Origin of the sequence: Achromobacter animicus (assembly GCF_902859585.1) — a bacterium.
Lineage (GTDB): Bacteria > Pseudomonadota > Gammaproteobacteria > Burkholderiales > Burkholderiaceae_B > Achromobacter > Achromobacter animicus.
In genome coordinates this window covers 1-17,081 of the sequence record NZ_CADIJM010000010.1, presented here as the reverse complement: position 1 = coordinate 17,081, position 17,081 = coordinate 1, and the positions used below count along the sequence as shown (strand labels likewise).

At 66.2% G+C, this 17,081-nt stretch carries 15 protein-coding genes; 12 read left to right on the top strand and 3 right to left on the bottom strand.

Annotated elements, in window-relative coordinates; translation table 11 throughout:
- Positions 1 to 11: 11 nt before the first annotated feature.
- Positions 12 to 1,208: an aminotransferase-like domain-containing protein gene (locus HV681_RS20360; RefSeq protein WP_175124749.1), complete on the bottom strand. Its 1,197-nt coding sequence runs from the start codon at positions 1,206 to 1,208 to the stop codon at positions 12 to 14.
- Between the two features lie 144 nt (positions 1,209 to 1,352).
- On the opposite strand from HV681_RS20360, the gene HV681_RS20355 reads away from it, so the two are divergent.
- The 12 genes from HV681_RS20355 (at position 1,353) to clsB (ending at position 14,630) form a co-directional block, all read left to right on the top strand.
- Complete coding sequence (locus HV681_RS20355; protein ID WP_175124748.1) at positions 1,353 to 1,838, top strand: GAF domain-containing protein; 486 nt, start codon at positions 1,353 to 1,355, stop codon at positions 1,836 to 1,838.
- 328 nt (positions 1,839 to 2,166) lie between these two features.
- The gene (gene dapA, locus HV681_RS20350; RefSeq protein WP_175124747.1) at positions 2,167 to 3,081 is read left to right on the top strand and encodes a 4-hydroxy-tetrahydrodipicolinate synthase; all 915 of its coding nucleotides are present in this window, start codon (positions 2,167 to 2,169) and stop codon (positions 3,079 to 3,081) included.
- 100 nt (positions 3,082 to 3,181) lie between these two features.
- Complete coding sequence (locus HV681_RS20345; protein WP_175124746.1) at positions 3,182 to 3,967, top strand: sterol desaturase family protein; 786 nt, start codon at positions 3,182 to 3,184, stop codon at positions 3,965 to 3,967.
- Positions 3,967 to 4,893: a fatty acid desaturase gene (locus HV681_RS20340; RefSeq protein WP_254595027.1), complete on the top strand. Its 927-nt coding sequence runs from the start codon at positions 3,967 to 3,969 to the stop codon at positions 4,891 to 4,893. Before HV681_RS20345 ends, HV681_RS20340 begins: the two co-directional genes overlap by 1 nt.
- Before the next feature lie 35 nt (positions 4,894 to 4,928).
- Positions 4,929 to 6,899 carry an iron-containing redox enzyme family protein gene (locus tag HV681_RS20335; RefSeq protein ID WP_175124745.1) on the top strand — a complete coding sequence of 657 codons (1,971 nt, stop codon included), beginning with the start codon at positions 4,929 to 4,931 and terminating at the stop codon, positions 6,897 to 6,899.
- Complete coding sequence (locus tag HV681_RS20330; RefSeq protein ID WP_175124744.1) at positions 6,896 to 7,792, top strand: DUF6999 family protein; 897 nt, start codon at positions 6,896 to 6,898, stop codon at positions 7,790 to 7,792. The genes HV681_RS20335 and HV681_RS20330 overlap by 4 nt, the downstream gene beginning before the upstream one ends.
- Before the next feature lie 124 nt (positions 7,793 to 7,916).
- A complete protein-coding gene (locus tag HV681_RS20325) occupies positions 7,917 to 9,200 on the top strand; it encodes a putative Na+/H+ antiporter (RefSeq protein WP_175124743.1) in 1,284 nt (427 codons plus the stop codon).
- 205 nt (positions 9,201 to 9,405) lie between these two features.
- Positions 9,406 to 9,738: an FmdB family zinc ribbon protein gene (locus HV681_RS20320; RefSeq protein ID WP_175124742.1), complete on the top strand. Its 333-nt coding sequence runs from the start codon at positions 9,406 to 9,408 to the stop codon at positions 9,736 to 9,738.
- A gap of 17 nt (positions 9,739 to 9,755) precedes the next feature.
- Entirely contained in the window at positions 9,756 to 10,421 is a 666-nt protein-coding gene (locus tag HV681_RS20315; RefSeq protein ID WP_370632979.1) for a DUF502 domain-containing protein, read from the top strand.
- Between the two features lie 36 nt (positions 10,422 to 10,457).
- Positions 10,458 to 12,245, top strand: coding sequence for an aspartate--tRNA ligase (aspS, locus tag HV681_RS20310; RefSeq protein WP_175124740.1), 1,788 nt, complete (start codon positions 10,458 to 10,460; stop codon positions 12,243 to 12,245).
- A gap of 310 nt (positions 12,246 to 12,555) precedes the next feature.
- Positions 12,556 to 13,422, top strand: coding sequence for an endonuclease/exonuclease/phosphatase family protein (locus HV681_RS20305; protein WP_175124739.1), 867 nt, complete (start codon positions 12,556 to 12,558; stop codon positions 13,420 to 13,422).
- On the top strand, positions 13,419 to 14,630 hold the full coding sequence (gene clsB, locus HV681_RS20300) for a cardiolipin synthase ClsB (protein ID WP_175124738.1): 1,212 nt from the start codon (positions 13,419 to 13,421) through the stop codon (positions 14,628 to 14,630). Before HV681_RS20305 ends, clsB begins: the two co-directional genes overlap by 4 nt.
- Before the next feature lie 10 nt (positions 14,631 to 14,640).
- Here the strand turns inward: clsB and HV681_RS20295 are convergent, their stop codons facing one another.
- The gene (locus HV681_RS20295) at positions 14,641 to 15,510 is read right to left on the bottom strand and encodes a DMT family transporter (protein WP_175124737.1); all 870 of its coding nucleotides are present in this window, start codon (positions 15,508 to 15,510) and stop codon (positions 14,641 to 14,643) included.
- Between the two features lie 21 nt (positions 15,511 to 15,531).
- On the bottom strand, positions 15,532 to 16,884 hold the full coding sequence (locus HV681_RS20290; protein WP_175124736.1) for an MFS transporter: 1,353 nt from the start codon (positions 16,882 to 16,884) through the stop codon (positions 15,532 to 15,534).
- Positions 16,885 to 17,081 lie beyond the last annotated feature (197 nt).

The following is a 17,081-nucleotide window of genomic DNA, read 5'->3' as shown; positions in this document are numbered from 1 at the left end:
GGCGGACGTTATCATTCCGCCTTCAGCAGCTTGCCCAGGATGGCGATGCCGGTGCGGATCTTGTCTTCCGGCACGGTGGCGAAACTGAGGCGCAGCGTGTTGCGCTTGCCTTCGCCGCTGTAGAACGGCGCGCCGGGCACGAAGGCCACGTTCTGCGCGATGGCCTTTTCGAGCAGCTTGGTGCTGTCGATGTGCTCGGGCAGCGTCAGCCAGATAAACATGCCGCCTTCCGGCTTGGTCCAGGTGACGGTGGACGGGAATTCCTTCTGGATGGCATCCAGCATGCAGCTGCCCTGGGCGCGGTAGATCTCGCGCACGTTCGGCAGGTGCTCGGCCAGGAAGCCGTCCTTGACGATCTCGTACACGGCCATCTGGGTCAGCGTGGGCGTGTGCAGGTCCGTGGCTTGCTTGGCCTGCACCAGCTTGTTGATGAGCGCGCGGCCGCCGGCGATGTAGCCCAGGCGCAGGCCCGGGGCCAGCACCTTCGAGAACGTGCCCAGACGCACGACGTTCGCGCCGTATTCCTTGGCCAGCGCGATCAGGCCGGGCTGCGGCTCGCCGGCGTAGCGCAGTTCGCCGTAGGGATCGTCCTCGACGATGGTCAGGCCCAGTTCGGCGGCGCGCTTGACCAGCGCGATGCGGCGCTCCAGGTTGAGCGTGCGGCCGGTCGGGTTCTGGAAGTTGGGCAGGGCGTACAGGAAGCGGGCGCCGTCAGCCAGTTCGGGCGTGATGGCTTCGGGGATCAGGCCGCCTTCGTCGGTGGGCACCGGCACGAAGTTCGGCTGGTACAGGCTAAACGATTGCAGCGCGCCCAGGTAGCTGGGGTCTTCGACCAGCACCTTGCTGTCCTTGTCGATCAGCACCTTGCCCAGCAGGTCCAGCGCCTGCTGCGAGCCGGAGACGATCAGGACCTGGTCGGGGGCGATGTCGGCGCCGGAGGCGGTCAGGTCATCGGCGACCCACTTGCGCAGCGGTGCGTAGCCCTCGGTGGGACCGTATTGGAGGGCCGCGCGGCCGTTGGTGGACAGGACCTTGTCGAATGCCGCACGCACCACTTCTACCGGGAAGCCGCCGGGCGCGGGCAGGCCGCCTGCGAACGAAATGACTTCGGGGCGCTCGGTTACCTTGAGAATCTCGCGGATGGCGGAGCTGGTGAGTTGCAGGGCGCGTTCCGAAAAGGAAAACGCAGGTTCGAGGGGCTTGTCCATGGAGTGCTTCTTGATCAAGAAGGGTGGGTCGGTTGATGCGTTTGACAACAAAGTATTGTCCCACACGGTAACAGCCCGGCCCTTTTATCGGGTGGAACCCCTAAAATCACCTGCATCGATAACCGCCAGTACAGTTACATTTTCATGTTCGAAGCCGCTCCCATCGTCGCCGATTCCAAGGCCGCCCTGTATGCCGAACTGACCATGCAGGCGCGCGCGCTGCTGGAAGGCGAACCCGACCGCATCGCCAACGCCGCCAACCTGAGCGCGCTGGCGTTCCAGGCACTGCCCGACCTGAATTGGGTGGGCTTTTATTTCTTCGACGGCACGGAACTGGTCCTGGGCCCGTTCCAGGGCAAGCCCGCGTGCGTGCGCATTCCGCTCAATCGCGGCGTGTGCGGCGCGGCCGCCAGCCAGCGTCAGACGCAGCTTGTGCCGGACGTGCATGCCTTTCCCGGCCACATCGCCTGCGACGCGGCCTCGCGATCCGAAATCGTGGTGCCGCTGGTGCACAAGGGCGAACTGATCGGCGTGTGGGACGTGGACAGCCCCGTGCCGGACCGGTTCGACGAAGACGACCGCAAGGGCATGGAAGCGCTGTGCGCGGTGTTCCTGGCGACCTTGGGCTGAACGCCAGCCCGCGTCCGCCTTGCCGCCGCGTTGACACCGCCGCGCCCGCCCGGTAGATTTCTGCATCCGCCGCATATCGCGTCCCGCTCATCCATGATTCATCAGGCCCACCAGACTGCTAGCCACCTCCGCGCCCTTGGCGTGGTGCTGGCTGCCGCCGGCCTGAAATCCAAAAAACAGCCGCTCATCTGACCGGAGCATGCTGTTCCGTCAGATGGGCGACGGAACAGCGGCCTCCTGGCGGCGCTTTGGCGCCTCCGCGCGCACCCCCTGACCTCCCGAGCACTTCTGTACGGTCCCCCAACGGTCCATACGAAGGAGTGTTCTCATGCAATCTCAACAATCTCTGTTCCAGGGCGTTTGGGTGCCGCTGGTCACACCGTTTTCCGGCGGCCATGTCGACGGCGGGGCGCTGCGCCGCCTGGTGCGCCACTACGTGGCCGCAGGTGTGGACGGGCTGGTCGTGTGCGGCAGCACGGGCGAGGCCGCGGCGCTGGACGATGCCGAACAGCTTGCCGTGCTGGATACGGTGCTGACCGAGGCGGGCGACCTGCCCATCGTGATGGGGCTGGCGGGCAATCATCAGGGGCACGTGCTGCATCGGCTGACGGCGTTTGGCACGCGTCCCCTGGCCGGCATCCTGGCGCCCGCGCCGTACTACGTGCGGGCGGGCCAGGAAGGGGCCGCCGCGTACTTTCGCTGCCTGGCCGATGCCTCGCGCTTTCCGCTGGTGCTCTACGACATTCCGTACCGGACCGGCACCACGCTGGAGACGCCCACGCTGCTGGCGCTGGCCGCGCATCCCAACATCTCCGCCATCAAGGATTGCGGCGGCTCGCTGGACAAGACGGTGGCGCTGATCAGCGATGGGCAGATGAATGTCCTGGCCGGCGAAGATCTGCAATCGCTGTCCGCGATGTGCCTGGGCGCCACCGGCATGATCGCCGCGGCCGCGCACGTGCGCCCCGATCTCTTCGTGGCGATGCACCGCGCGGTGCGGGCGCAGCGGCTGGACGAAGCCCGTTCGCTGTTCCATGCGCTGGCGCCGGTGATCCAACTGGTGTTCGGCGAGCCCAATCCCGGTCCGCTGAAGGCGGAGCTTGCGCGGCAGGGGCTGCTGTCGAACGAACTGCGCCTGCCCATGCTGCCGGCCAGTGAAGCCCTCGCGGCGCGCTTGGGCGCCGCCGTGGACGCGCTGGACCGCCAGTTTCCGGCGCAAGGCGTCACCCTGCGCGCGGCGTGAGCGCTTTGTGGCGTCCGGATTCAATTGGTAATAAATCGCCTACCGGGAAGCTGACGGATTGCTTATGATGCGGCCATTCTTCAGGGTGAATAAAACCTTCATGGGCCAAGCTTTTGAAGCCTTGTCCGCCTGGCAGGTCATGCTGGCGGGGCTGCTCTTCTTCGGCAGCATCTACCTGGTCTTTGGCGCGGCCACCTGGTTGCTGACCCGGCACATCCTGCCGGCCCTGGGGCTGGGCCGGCCGCTCGATCCACGGCCGCTTGCGCCGGGCCAGTTGCGCCGCGAGCTGGCACAGTCAGGGCTGTCGATCCTGTTGTTCGGCACCGGCATGATCTTTCCGTGGGGCCTTCTGCAATTAGGGTGGGCGCGTCTGGACCCGGACGCGAGCTGGCAGCAGATCGTGCTGGAAATTTTGGCGCTGGTGGCCTGGAACGACGTGCATTTCTGGATCAACCACCGGCTGCTGCACACGCGGCTTCTGCGCCGCTTTCACCTGCCGCATCATCGCTCGGTCGTGACGACGCCGTTCTCGACGTACAGCTTTCATCCCATCGAGGCGCTGATGTTGGGCAACGTGATCCTGCTGCCCATGGTGGTGCACGATTTCAGCTTCTGGTCGTTGTTGTCGGTGCCGCTCTTTAGCCTGTTCTTCAATTGCATCGGTCACGCCAACTACGATTTCTTTCCCAAGGTCTCGTACGCGCACTGGTTCGCCGCCAGCCGCCGGCACCATCTGCACCACGCCTGCTACAACGGCAACTACGGCTTCCAGTTCACCTTCATGGATCGCCTGTTCCGCACGCGGCTGGGGGCGGAAGCCGCCGAGCGACAGCTGGAAGTCTATCGGCAGCGCGAGTCCGGCGCCGGCCTGCGAGGCTCCGCATAGTGGCGGCAAGGATCGGCCCGAATGACCAGAGCGGCCCGCGGCGTGCGCTGCCCACGCTGCGCAACCGGCGGGATTGGCAGAGCCTGACCTATCTGGCTGCGCTGCCCCTGCTGGCGGCCTGGCAGTGGTTCAACGGATTCTGGTGGCCGGCCTATGCGCTGATGCTGTTTCTGACCCTGGGCATCGGCGTCATCCATCACAACCACACGCACATCCGGATGTGGCGCGGCCGCTGGGCCAACCGCATCACCGACTTCTGGATCACGCTGCTGCAGGGCCATCCGACGTTCGTGTTCTATCCGGCCCATGTGGCCAATCATCACCGCTACAAGCATGGCGAGCGCGATGTGGCGCGCACGTACCGGTTTGGCGGCGACACCAACCATTTGTGGGGCTACGTCATCCATCCCGTGCAAGCGGCCTGGGTGCTGTATCCCCTGTTTTTCGCGTGGCTGGGCCGGCTGCGCAGACACTGGCCGGGCGCCTTTCGCTATTGCATGGCGCAGTACGGCGCTTGGCTGGGCCTGTGGGCCGGGCTGATCGCGGTGAACCCGGTCAAGGCGCTGGTGTTCGTGATCGTGCCGCAGCTGCACGGCCTGCATTGGCTGCTGGCCACCAATTATCTGCAGCACGCGCATGCGGACGGCGGACCGCGGCACGTTGCGGGCCTGAACTACGCGCGCAATTTCGAGGGGCTGGTCAATCCGCTGCTGTTCAACATCGGCCTGCACACCGCGCACCACGAGCATCCGCGCGCGCACTGGTCCGAACTGACCGGCCTGCATCGTGATTACTACCGCAGCCGCGTGCGCGCCGAATTGAACGAGCGCGGCCTCTTGCCCTATATGTTCCGCACCTTCGTGCTGGGCGCTTTCGTGCCGCGTTTTCGCAGCCGTTCCTGCATGGCGCCCGAGCACGTCCGCTAGCGCCGTACACCCCATTTCCCAACCAGAGATCCGTCATGCCCATTGCGTTTCATCGTGTCTACCTGGAGAGCGCCGGCTATTTCATGCCGGGCGAGCCCGTGTCCAACGAAGCCATGGACGACTACATCGCGCCGCTGAACCGCATGTCCAGCCGGATCAAGAGCCGCATTCTGGCCGAGAACGGCATCAAGCAGCGCTACTACGCGATCGATCGGGATGGCGCGACCGTGTTCTCGAATGCGCAGCTTGCAGCCAACGCAATTCGCGATTGCCTGCGGCGCCATGACACCGACCTGTCGGCCGTGTCGATGCTGGCCAGCGGTTCGTCCGGAGGCGATGCGCTGATGCCGGGCTTTTCCAACATGATCCAGGGCGAGCTGGCCGCGCCGCCAATGGAGACGTTGTCGGTGCATGGCATCTGCGCCGCGGGCGTGTCGGCGATCCAGGCGGCCGCGCAAGGCGTGGAGTTGGGCGCGCATGCCAGCGCGCTGGCCGTGGCCAGCGAACTGCCGTCGCGCCTGTTCAAGCGCTCGCGCTTTGCCGCGCGCGGTTACGACGCCGACTTCGACGCGCACTTCCTGCGCTGGATGCTGTCGGACGGCGCCGGCGCGGTGCTGCTGGGCAATGGCCAGCGGCCGCTGCCCGGCGCGTCGCAGGGCGTGCGCCTGCGCTTGAAGTGGGTGCATCAGCGCTCGTTCTCCGGCGACTATCCGGTGTGCATGCAGTTGGGGCTGTCGGCCGACCGGAGCAAGGGGCATCTGGACTACCCGTCCTGGAACGAGGCCGAGGCCGATGGCGCGTTGTCGCTGCGCCAGGACATCCGCCTGTTGCCGCATCTGTTCGACATCGGCATCCACGAGTACGCCAAGCTGGTGCGCGACGGCTGGGTGGATCCGGACCAGGTCGATCACTTCCTGTGCCATTACTCATCGGAAAAATTCATTCCGGTCGTGGAAGACCTGATGGAGAAGGCTGGCCTGGTGATCCCGCGCGAGCGCTGGTTCAGCAACCTGGCATGGCGCGGCAACACGGGCGCCGCCTCCATCATGATCATGCTGGCCGAGTTCCTGGAAACCCGCGAGGTCAAGCCGGGCGAGCAGATCTTCTGCTACATCCCCGAGTCCGGGCGCTTCATGGCGGCCTACATGCTGCTGGAAGCCGAAGCGGTGCACGCCCAGCCGGCGGTGGCCGCAGGCGTGTCGGGCGTCGCTACGCCGGGCGTCGTTACTCCTGGCGTCGCTATGCCGGGCGCCGCTGCGCGCGAAGACGCGGCGTCCGCCGACGCCGACGCTATCGCGCCGCCGCACGATCCCGACATGGCGCCGCAAGGCCTGGGCCAGCTTCTGACCGAACTCGCGGCGATCTGGCACGACTACCGCTCGCGCGTGTGGCGCACGCCGGTGGTCCGCCGCCTGCGCAACCGCCAATTCCAGACCACGGATTACCTGACGTGGATGGAGAACTGGATTCCGCAGGTGCGCGAAGGCAGCAAGTGGATGCGCGAAGGCGCTGCGTCGCTGACCGAGCAATACGCGCCGCTGGCCGCGCTGATCGACATGCACGCGGGCGAAGAGCAGAACGACTTCCAGATCTTGTTCGACGACTACCGCACCGCGGGCGGCACGGTGGACAGCATCGACGCCCTGCGCCGCAATCCCGGCGGCGAGGCGCTCAATGCCTACCTGCACAGCCTGGCCGCCACGCGCGATCCGATCGGCCTTTTGGGCGCCATTTACATCATCGAAGGCACGGGGCAGCGCATCGTGCCGGCGCTGCTGCCGCTGCTCAAGGCCAGTCTGAAGCTGCCGCCCGACGCCTTCCGCTTCCTGGAATACCACGGTCACAACGATGAACACCATCTGGCGCGCTGGCTGTCGGCCGTGGAACTGGCGCTTGATTGCGACGAGGATGGCCGCGCCGAGCAGCGCATCGTCGACACCGCGCGCCGCACGGCGGCGCTTTACCTGATGCAGTTTCATCACGTGATGGAGGCGGACGCGGCATGAACAAGGAGCCTGAATTCCTTGCCCGGGAGCACGATCCGGCGGATCCCAGCCCCTGGCTCGCGTTGTACCTGGACCGCAGCACGCCGCTGCCGGACAAGGTCAAGAAGGCCTGGCTGACGGATTCCAGCTGCGCGTCGCGCCAATACCTGTTGCCGTTCCTGCGGCCGCTTGCGCGGGCCTTCATCATCCTGATCCAGATCGTCAAAACGTTCCTGCCGCGACGCTGGTCGCATTCCCGGGTGCTGCATCGCATCCTGGCGTGGGGCTTGAAGCGGTTCGTGTCGCCCGAGGCCAACTGGCTGATCCTGCGGCATTTTCATCTGGGGGCGCAGGCGCTGGCGTTCATCGCGGCGAACTCGCCGGTGCCGATCACTACGACGCCGCTCGAGCCGATGACGATCGACGACCTGAAGGACGATCTGTTCGTCAAGCACGACCTGAATCTCTTCAACTTCGTCATCCGGCTGAACCAGGCGCTGCGGGATGCTGGCGTGGAGATGCACGCGCCGCAGACCGTGGACTTTTCCATGCTGCGCGACCCGCCGATCCGGCTGGAGGACATGCCGCAAGGCAAGCTGAACTTCCTGGACCTGCAAAGCGCCATCGAGCTGTTCACGCCGCTGTATCAACTGCTGCTGACCGACAACGACTTCTGGCGCGCGGCCAATTCGCTGCAGCTCGATGAGACCGTGGGCATCTATGCGGCCAAGCTGCTGGGCGCGCCGCAGCACCTGATCCTGGTCAACAACAGCCATCCGCTGGTGCCCATGTCCACGCTGCGTGCAGGCTACCGGCTGGTGCTGCACGGCCTGTCCACCGAGATGCTGCACAGCCTGCTGATGGAGATGAAGGCGGCCCAGGCGGGCGCCGAACCGCCGGCCCCGATCGCGTAGAAAAGGCGGCAGGGATCAGTGTTGACCCTGCGTTACACCGGCCAGCCGCTGGGCTATATTGCGACGCTTGTCCGACAAGCCCGCCGGAACACCCCTCCGCCGGGCGTCATAGGAATTGCCGCAAATGCCCCAGACGCTAGAGGTCATCGCCACCATCCTGTTTGCCGTGGCGGTCCTCCACACCTTTTCGGTTCCCTTCTTTGCGCGCCTGGCGCATCGGGGCGGGCCGCACGCGGGCTTCTGGCATCTGTTTTCCGAGGTCGAGGCCGTCTTCGGCGTGTGGGCCTTCGCGCTGATCGTGACCATGGCCGCGCTGGCCGGGCCGTCGGCCGCCATCGACTACATGGACACGCGCAACTTTACGGAGCCGCTGTTCGTCTTTGTCATCATGGTGGTGGCGGCCAGCCGGCCGATTCTTGAGCTGGTGGGGCTGCTGGTCCGCATCGTGGCGCGGGCGATGCCCATGCCGCGCGAGCTCTCGACCTTTTTCGTGGTGATGGCGCTGGTGCCGCTGGGCGGCTCGTTCATCACCGAACCCGCCGCGATGACGCTGGCCGCCATCCTGCTGCGCGACGCGTACTTTCGCAGCAGCGGCCGGGCCGGGTTCAAGTACCTGACGCTGGGCGTGCTGTTCGTGAACGTGTCCATCGGCGGCGTGCTCACGTCCTACGCCGCGCCGCCCGTCCTGATGGTGGCGGGCACGTTCGGCTGGGATTCGGCCTTCATGCTGCAGCACTTCGGCTGGCGCGCGGCGCTGGCAGTCTGCCTGAACGCGGGTCTGCTGACGTTCATCTGCCGCAAGGCGCTGCTCGAAGGCGCGGTGGGCACGCGCGGCGGCGTCGATGCGCCGGACGGCGCCGGCAAGCGCGCGCCGGTGCCCGCCATCGTGATCCTGGTGCACCTGGTGTTCCTGGTCGCCATCGTGCTGACCGCGCACCATCCGGCCATCTTCCTGGGCCTTTTGATGATGTTCATCGGCTTTTCCGAGGCGTACAAGCGGCACCAGGACCGCCTGATGATCAAGGAGGGCCTGATGGTCGGTTTCTTCCTGGCCGGTCTCGTGGTGCTGGGCGGATTGCAGAAGTGGTGGCTGCAAGGACTGCTTGGCGGGCTGGAGCCCTTCGTCCTGTTCTGGGGCGCGACGGCCCTGACAGCCATTACCGACAACGCGGCGCTCACCTATCTGGGGTCGCTCGTGGAAGGCACCAGCGAGGCCTGGCGCTACATGCTGGTGGCCGGCGCGGTCACGGGCGGCGGGTTGACGGTGATCGCCAACGCGCCCAATCCGGCCGGTTTCGCCATCCTGAAGAACCATTTCCCGGATGGCAGCATTTCGTCCGGGCGCCTGTTCCTGTGCGCCTTGGGACCGACCCTGGTGGCCGCCGTGATGTTCTTGCTTCCCGTGTAGGGGAAGGCCGCCCGCACCAGGCAGGCCGTGCCCCGGGCGCCGGCTTGCGGCCGGCAGGGTGGGGCGGACACCGACGCTTTATGAAAAACCGCTAAAATTCAAGACTTTCCCGTATTTTTCCGGCCTTGCCCAGCCGCCGAGCCTTGCGCCCGCGCGCGGCAGCAGGCGGAATTTGATATGCCGGGCTTGCGCCTGGGAGCCCTCGATGCCCATCTACGCCTATAAGTGCAGCGCCTGCGGCCATGCCAAAGACGTCTTGCAGAAGATTTCCGACGCGCCGCTTTCGGTTTGCCCCGAATGCGGCCAAAGCACGTTTTCCAAGCAGGTGACCGCGGCTGGATTCCAGCTCAAGGGCTCCGGCTGGTATGTCACGGACTTCCGTAACAACGGCAGCGGCAACAGCAGCAGCGCCAACAGCAGCAACCCGGGCGCCGCCCCGGCCTCCGCTGAAAGCGCCACGCCCGCCGCCGCGCCGGCTGCCGCGCCTGCCGCAGCCCCCGCCCCGGCGACGCCTGCTGCCGGCAGCGCCGCTTCCTAGAGCGCATCGCGATGCGGATGCGCGTCATCAAGAAGTACTTCATCACCGGGCTGCTGATCTGGGTTCCCCTGGTCATCACGGTGTGGGTACTGGGACTGCTGGTCGCCACCCTTGAAGGGTTCGTGCCCGGCTTCCTGTCGTCCGAATCGCTGTTCGGACTGGACATTCCCGGTTTCCGCTTCGCCCTCGTGATCGTGGTGGTGCTTCTGACGGGCGTCTTCGCCGCCAACCTGATCGGCCGCACCATGGTCGACCAGTGGGAAAGCCTGCTGGGCCGCATCCCGCTCGTGCGTTCCATCTACAACTCGGTCAAGCAGGTCAGCGATACCGTGCTTGCTCCCAACGGCCAGGCGTTTCGCCGCGCGGTGCTGGTGCAGTATCCGCGGGCAGGCGCCTGGACCATCGCTTTCGTCACCGGCACGCCCAGCGGTGAAGTGGCCGCCAGCCTGCCTGGCGACCACATCAGCCTGTACGTGCCGACGACCCCCAACCCCACATCCGGCTTTTTCCTGATGGTGCCTCGCGCCGAGGTCGTCGACCTTCAGATGAGCGTGGACGCGGCCTTGAAGTACATCGTTTCCATGGGCGTGGTCGCCCCGGTCCCGGGGGCAACGCCCGTGGTCCGGCCGGCTGCGCTCTCTCCGGCGCCGGGCGTGCAGGACGCACCCCGCGCCGATTCGTAACCCTTACACACCAAGCACAAAACGGAGTCATCCCGCATGCGTACCTGCTACACCGGCCAGGTTTGCCGTGACCATCTCGGCCAGACCGTCACCCTGTACGGCTGGGTGAACCGCCGCCGCGACCACGGCGGGGTCATCTTCATCGACCTGCGCGACCGCGCGGGCCTGGCGCAGATCGTGTTCGATCCGGACAACGCCGCTTTCGCCACCGCCGAGCGCCTGCGCAATGAATTCTGCGTCCGCGTCACCGGCCTGGTGCGCGAGCGTCCGGCGGGCACGGCCAACGCTGAACTGGCCTCCGGCGAAATCGAAGTGCTCTGCAAGGAAGTCGAGATCCTGAACGCGTCGGTCACGCCGCCGTTCCAGCTGGACGACGACAACCTGTCGGAAACCACCCGCCTGACGCACCGCGTGCTGGACCTGCGCCGTCCGCAGATGCAGCGCAACCTGATGCTGCGCTACCGCGTGTCCATCGAAACCCGCAAGTTCCTGGACGAGCTGGGCTTCATCGACATCGAAACGCCGATGCTGGCCAAGAGCACGCCGGAAGGCGCGCGCGACTACCTGGTGCCCTCGCGTGTCAACGCCGGCCACTTCTTCGCGCTGCCGCAATCGCCGCAGCTCTTCAAGCAGATGCTGATGGTCTCGGGCTTTGACCGCTACTACCAGATCACCAAGTGCTTCCGCGACGAAGACCTGCGCGCCGACCGTCAGCCGGAATTCACCCAGATCGATTGCGAAACCTCGTTCCTGAACGAATTCGAAATCCGTGAAATCTTCGAAAACCTGATCCGCCACGTGTTCAAGGTGGTGCAGGGCGTCGACCTGCCGTCGCCGTTCCCGATCATGCCGTGGACCGAAGCGATGCGCCGCTACGGCTCGGACAAGCCCGATCTGCGTGTGCAGCTCGAGTTCACCGATATCACCGACGTCATGCGCGACGTGGACTTCAAGGTGTTTGCCGCCGCCGCCACGGCGCCCGGCAGCCGCGTGGTCGCCCTGCGCGTGCCCGGTGGCGCCGAAATGTCGCGCAGCGAGATCGACGCCTACACCCAGTTCGTGGGCATCTACGGCGCCAAGGGCCTGGCCTACATCAAGGTCAACGAAGTGGCCAAGGGCCGCGACGGCCTGCAATCGCCCATCGTCAAGAACCTGCACGACGCTGCCCTGGCCGAACTGGTCAAGCGCACCGGCGCCCAGGACGGCGACATCATCTTCTTTGGCGCGGACCGCGAGAAGGTCGTCAACGACGCCATCGGCGCGCTGCGCGTGAAGATCGGCCACAGCGAGTTCGGCAAGAAGACGGGTCTGTTCACGGCCGGCTGGAAGCCGCTGTGGGTGGTCGACTTCCCGATGTTCGAATACGACGAGGAAGACGGCCGCTACACCGCTGCCCACCACCCGTTCACCAGCCCCAAGGACGGCCACGAAGACTTCCTGGAATCCGATCCCAGCAAGGCGTTCGCCAAGGCCTACGACATGGTCCTGAACGGCTGGGAAATCGGCGGCGGCTCGGTCCGTATCCACCGCGAGGAAGTGCAGAGCAAGGTGTTCCGCGCGCTCAAGATCGGCGCCGAGGAAGCCCGCGAGAAGTTCGGCTACCTGCTGGACGCGCTGCAGTACGGCGCGCCTCCGCACGGCGGCATCGCCTTCGGCCTGGACCGCATCGTCACGATGATGACCGGCGCCGAATCGATCCGCGACGTGATCGCCTTCCCGAAGACGCAGCGCGCCCAGGACCTCCTGACGCAAGCGCCGTCGGAAGTCGACGAGAAGCAACTGCGCGAGCTGCACATCCGCCTGCGCAACGTCGAAAAGGCGTAAAGCCCCGGAGCGCCGTTGGCGCTCCCCCCCCCCCGGCGGCCTTCTTCACGGGGGCCGCTGGCGGACCGGCAGCGCCGGATCCGCGGCGGTCTGCTTGAAGCACGATCCGCACTGGGCGCCACGCCCGAATCATGAGCAGGTTTCAAGTGTCTGATCAGTCAGTCTGGCGTGACCGCATGCCGCAAAGATGGGAATGCCCGGCTGAAATGGAGTAATCTGGCTAACGCCGCCAAACACGGCGGCGGCTGGCCAGAGGACCTACCGGGACCCGGCCGGTGGTTCCCAAGATTTGAAAGGCGCCATTGCTTCCATGTCGCTCATCCGAGTCGTCAGCTACAACATACACAAGGGCCGTTCGGCACTAGGCCGGCGCGACTCCCTGAATGAACTTCGCCTGGGCCTGTATGGCCTGCGCCCTGACCTGGTCTTCCTGCAGGAGGTCCAGGGCCGCAACGAGCAGAAGTCGCTGCTCGACGCCCAGCACGAGTCCCTGGCCGCGGCATTGCGGCTGGATGTGGCCTATGGCCGCAACGCCATCCGTCACGCCACCGACCACGGCAACGCGCTGCTGTCGCGTTATCCCATCCTCGACCACGAAAATCTCGACATCTCCGACCATCGCCTCGAGCAACGCGGGCTGCTGCATGCGCGCATCGACGTGGGCGATCGGGCGGTGCATTGCTTTGTGGTGCATCTGGGCCTCTTTGCCGGCAGCCGCAGCCGCCAGATCCTGGCGCTGACCGAGCGCATCAAGCGCATGGTGCCCGACGGCGAGCCCATCCTGATCGCCGGCGATTTCAACGACTGGAATGACCGGCTAGCGCCCATGTTCGTGCAGCAGCTTGGGCTGTACGAAGTGTTTTCACATGCCCCGCGCAGCCATGGCGGCGACCTGCCGCGCCTGCGCGACTCGGTCAAGCGGCTGTCCAACGCCCTGCGCGGTTTGCCCAGCAGCGGCGTCTCGGTCATGGAGCGCAACAACCAGCTCGGCATGGACGGCAGCTCCCGGCTGCTGGCGCCGCCGCCGCGCACGTTTCCCGCCGTGTTCCCGTGGTTCCGCCTGGACCGCATCTACCAGCGCGGCTTTGCCGTGCGCAGCGCCCGGGTGCTGCGCGGCCGCGAGTGGGCTAAGCTGTCCGATCATTCGCCCTTGCTCGCGGAGCTGGAACTCCCGTGAAGGACGAGCAGGACAGGCTGGAGTGGGTGCAGGGCAACGATATCCGTCTGCTCCAGAACGGCGCCGACTTCTTTCCCGCGCTGTGCGCGGCGATCGACTCGGCCACGGTCAGCGTGCACCTGGAAACCTACATATTCATGCTCGACCGCACCGGCACGAAGGTGCTGGAGTGCCTGTCGGCGGCCGCGCGCCGCGGCGTCAAGGTACGCGTGGTCCTGGATGGCTTTGGCAGCGCGTTGCACGGAGAGCGCGTGCGCGTTGCGCTGACCAATGCGGGCGCGCAGTGCCGCATCTTCCGGCCCGAGCCGCGCTGGTTCGCGCGTTTCGTGCCATCGCGCAGCCGCCTGCGGCGCCTGCATCGCAAGGTCATCATCATCGATGGCCGCATGGCCTTTATCGGCGGCATCAACGTCATCGACGACTACGATGACCTGGATCCCACCGACGGCCTGACCGGTCCGCGTTTCGACTTCGCCGTGCAGGTCGAAGGCCCGCTCGTCACGCAGGCGGCCCATGCGCAGGATCTCCTGTGGGTGCGCCTGAACTGGGCGCGCCTGCGGCGCCATCCGCGCGACTGGCATCGGTTGCAGTTGCTCAAGCCGCGCGATGTTCCTGCGCCGCCTGGCGGCATGCTGCGCGCCGCGCTGGTGCTGCGCGACAACCTGCGTTTCCGCAGGACATTCGAGCGTGCCTATCTGTTCGGCATCTCGCGCGCGCGGCGCGACATCCTGATCGCCAATGCCTACTTCTTTCCGGGCGTGCGCTTTCGCCGCGCGCTGGCCAAGGCCGCCGCCCGCGGCGTGCGCGTGCGGCTGCTGTTGCAGGGCAAGGTCGAATACCGGATGCAGTATCACGCCACGCGTTCGCTGTATGACAAGCTGCTGCGCGACGGCATCGAGATCTACGAGTACATGCCGAGCTACCTGCACGCGAAGGTCGCGGTGATCGACAACGTGGCGACGGTGGGGTCATCGAACCTCGACCCCTTCAGCCTGCTGCTGGCGCGCGAGGCCAATGTCGTGGTCGACAGCCAGCCGTTCGCCTGGGACCTGCAGGAGCGCTTGGAAACCGCCATCCGCGAAGGCGGACGCTTTATTCGGCCGCTGGATTACCAGCGCCGGGGTTTCGTGCGGCGGTGGGTCGATGCGGCGTCTTATGCGTTGCTGCGGATCGGCGTGGCGTTCACGGGCACGTCGGACAAGTACTGAACGCGGGCGCTCACGTACGGGGTTTGAGAAGCCCCAGCGCCAGCGCCGTTCCCACCAGGATGATGGCCGCGCCAATCGCGATGGACGGCGTCACGGCTTCATCCAGCAGCGTTGCGCCCCAGACCACGCCGAATATCGGCACGAGGAACGTCACGCTCACGGCCGCAGTGGGGCCCACATTGGCGATCAGCCGGAAGAAGATGATGTAAGCCGCACCGGTGCAGACCACCGCCAGCAGTATGGTGGAGATCCACGCGGGCGCCGAGGCCGGCGTCTCCGGCCAAGCCGGAATGGCCAGCGGCAACAGCACGAGCGACGCGGCGATCATGCTGCCCGTGGCGCTTGCCAGCGCATCCACGCCTGTCAGGAAACGCTTGGTCCAGTTGGCCGCGATGCCGTAGAAGACCGGCGCCGACACGGCCGCTAGGACGGCGGGGCCTGTGCCGCCATCCTGGAAATTCAGCTTGTCCCAGACCAGCACGACGATGCCGATCAAGCCGATGAACAGCCCCAGCGACCGCATCCTCGGGAGCCTGTCCTTGAGCCACAGCCACCCCACCACGGCGCCCCACACGGGCGTCACCGCATTGGCCACCGACAGGAAGCCGGCGCCCAGGGACTGTGCGGCATAGGCGTAAAGCAGAAAGGGCACGGCGGCATTGAGGGTCCCGACCACCAGCAACGCCTTCCAGTGGCGTCCGATGATCGGCAGCCTGCCGCGCCACATCGCGGCCGGCAGCAAGAACAGGGCGGCAAGTCCGACGCGCAGCTCGATCAGTGCGATGGGTCCGAACTCTTTGACGGCCACGCGCATGAACAGAAAGGAGCCGCCCCAGACGGCGGCCAGAAGCAGCAAATCCATCAGATTGCGTTGACGCATGATTTGTCTCGGGCGTACGCCTTATTTCCGGTTCGTGACCAGATTCTTCATCTTCACCCGGTGCGCCAGCAGCGCGCAGGTCAGGGACAGGACGATACACAGGATCAGCCCGGTCCGCACGCCGGAAAGCACCGTGCTGTGCGAAATCAGAATGCCGACCACGGCAGTGCCCAGCGCGCTGCCGATGGCGCGCGTGGTCTGCACCAGCGCCGACGCCACTCCCACGTCGCGCCGCTCGCTCAGCATCTGCATGAAGAGCGTCAGGTTGGGCAACAGAAAGCCCAGCGCGCAGCCGTTGACGAAAAAGGCGGACAGGATCCACCACGCCGGCGTGCCCGGTGAAATCAGCAGCACCATCAGCGAACCCGCTGCCAGCAGGCCGCCGCCGAACACCATCAGCCGCTGCGGCTCGGTCTGCTTGGGGAACATCCGGCCGTTGATGATGCTGCCGACCGAGATCGCGGCCACCAGCGGCGTCAGCAGCAGGCCCGCCTGGCTGGGCGTGTAGCCCAGCACCTGCTGCAACAGCAGCGGGCTGTAGAAGATCAGGATGAACATCACCGCGCCCACCATCATTGCTGCCACGTTCAAGAGGCGCGGGTCGCGGCCGGACAGCACGCGCAGCGGGAAGATCGGCGACTTCACGCGGCGTTCGGTCGGAATCAGGATGGCAATGGCGGCAGCGCCGACCAGCGCCAGGGTCAGGCCGAGCATCGGGTGCGCGTGTTCGCCGCTGGCGAAAGCAAGCTCCAGCGCGGCCAGCGGCGCGCCCACGGCCAGCACGAGCAGGATGGCGCCCAGCCAGTCGATCTTGCGGCTGCCGTCGTGAATGGGCCGGATGCGCGGGAAATAACGGGCCAACAGGAAGAAGGCGGCCGCAGCCGCGATCGGCGTGATGAAGAACGCCGCGCGCCACCCCAACGCCTGCGTGGCCGCCCCGCCCAGCACCGGGCCGATGCCGCTGGCCATGGCAAAGGCCGCGGACACCAGCGCCATCCATCTGACCCGCTGCTTGGCGTCGGGAAACAGATCCGCCGGCGCGGCGAATGCCGTGGCGATCATCATGCCGCCGCCCACCCCCTGCAGGGTGCGGAACACGATGAGTTGGGTCATGGATTGCGCCAGGCCGCATGCGATGGAGCCCAGCGCGATGATCAGCACCGACACCAGCATCAAGGGCTTGCGGCCGAACATGTCGCCCAGCCGGCCGAAGATCAGGATGGAGGCCGCAGTGGCCAGCAGATAGCCCGTGCCGACCCAGGCGTAGAGCGCCATGCCGTTCAGCGCCTCGGCCACGCGCGGCAGGGTGGTGCTGATGATGGTGGAATCCAGGGCGGCAAGCACCACGGTGGCCGACACGCCTGCCATCGCCATCAGCAGGTCCCGTCGTGAGCGTGTGGGATCAGTGGCTGGCTGCGGGGGCGTCGGCGGCGGATTCATGCCGTCAAGGATATCACCGGCACCCTGATATGGTCGCTGTCGTCAATAGGAATGGTTTGCTGGTTGGAAATCAGTGACACGGGGTGATGCGACACAAGCCTGCTGCTGCGACGATAGATCAGACTGATATC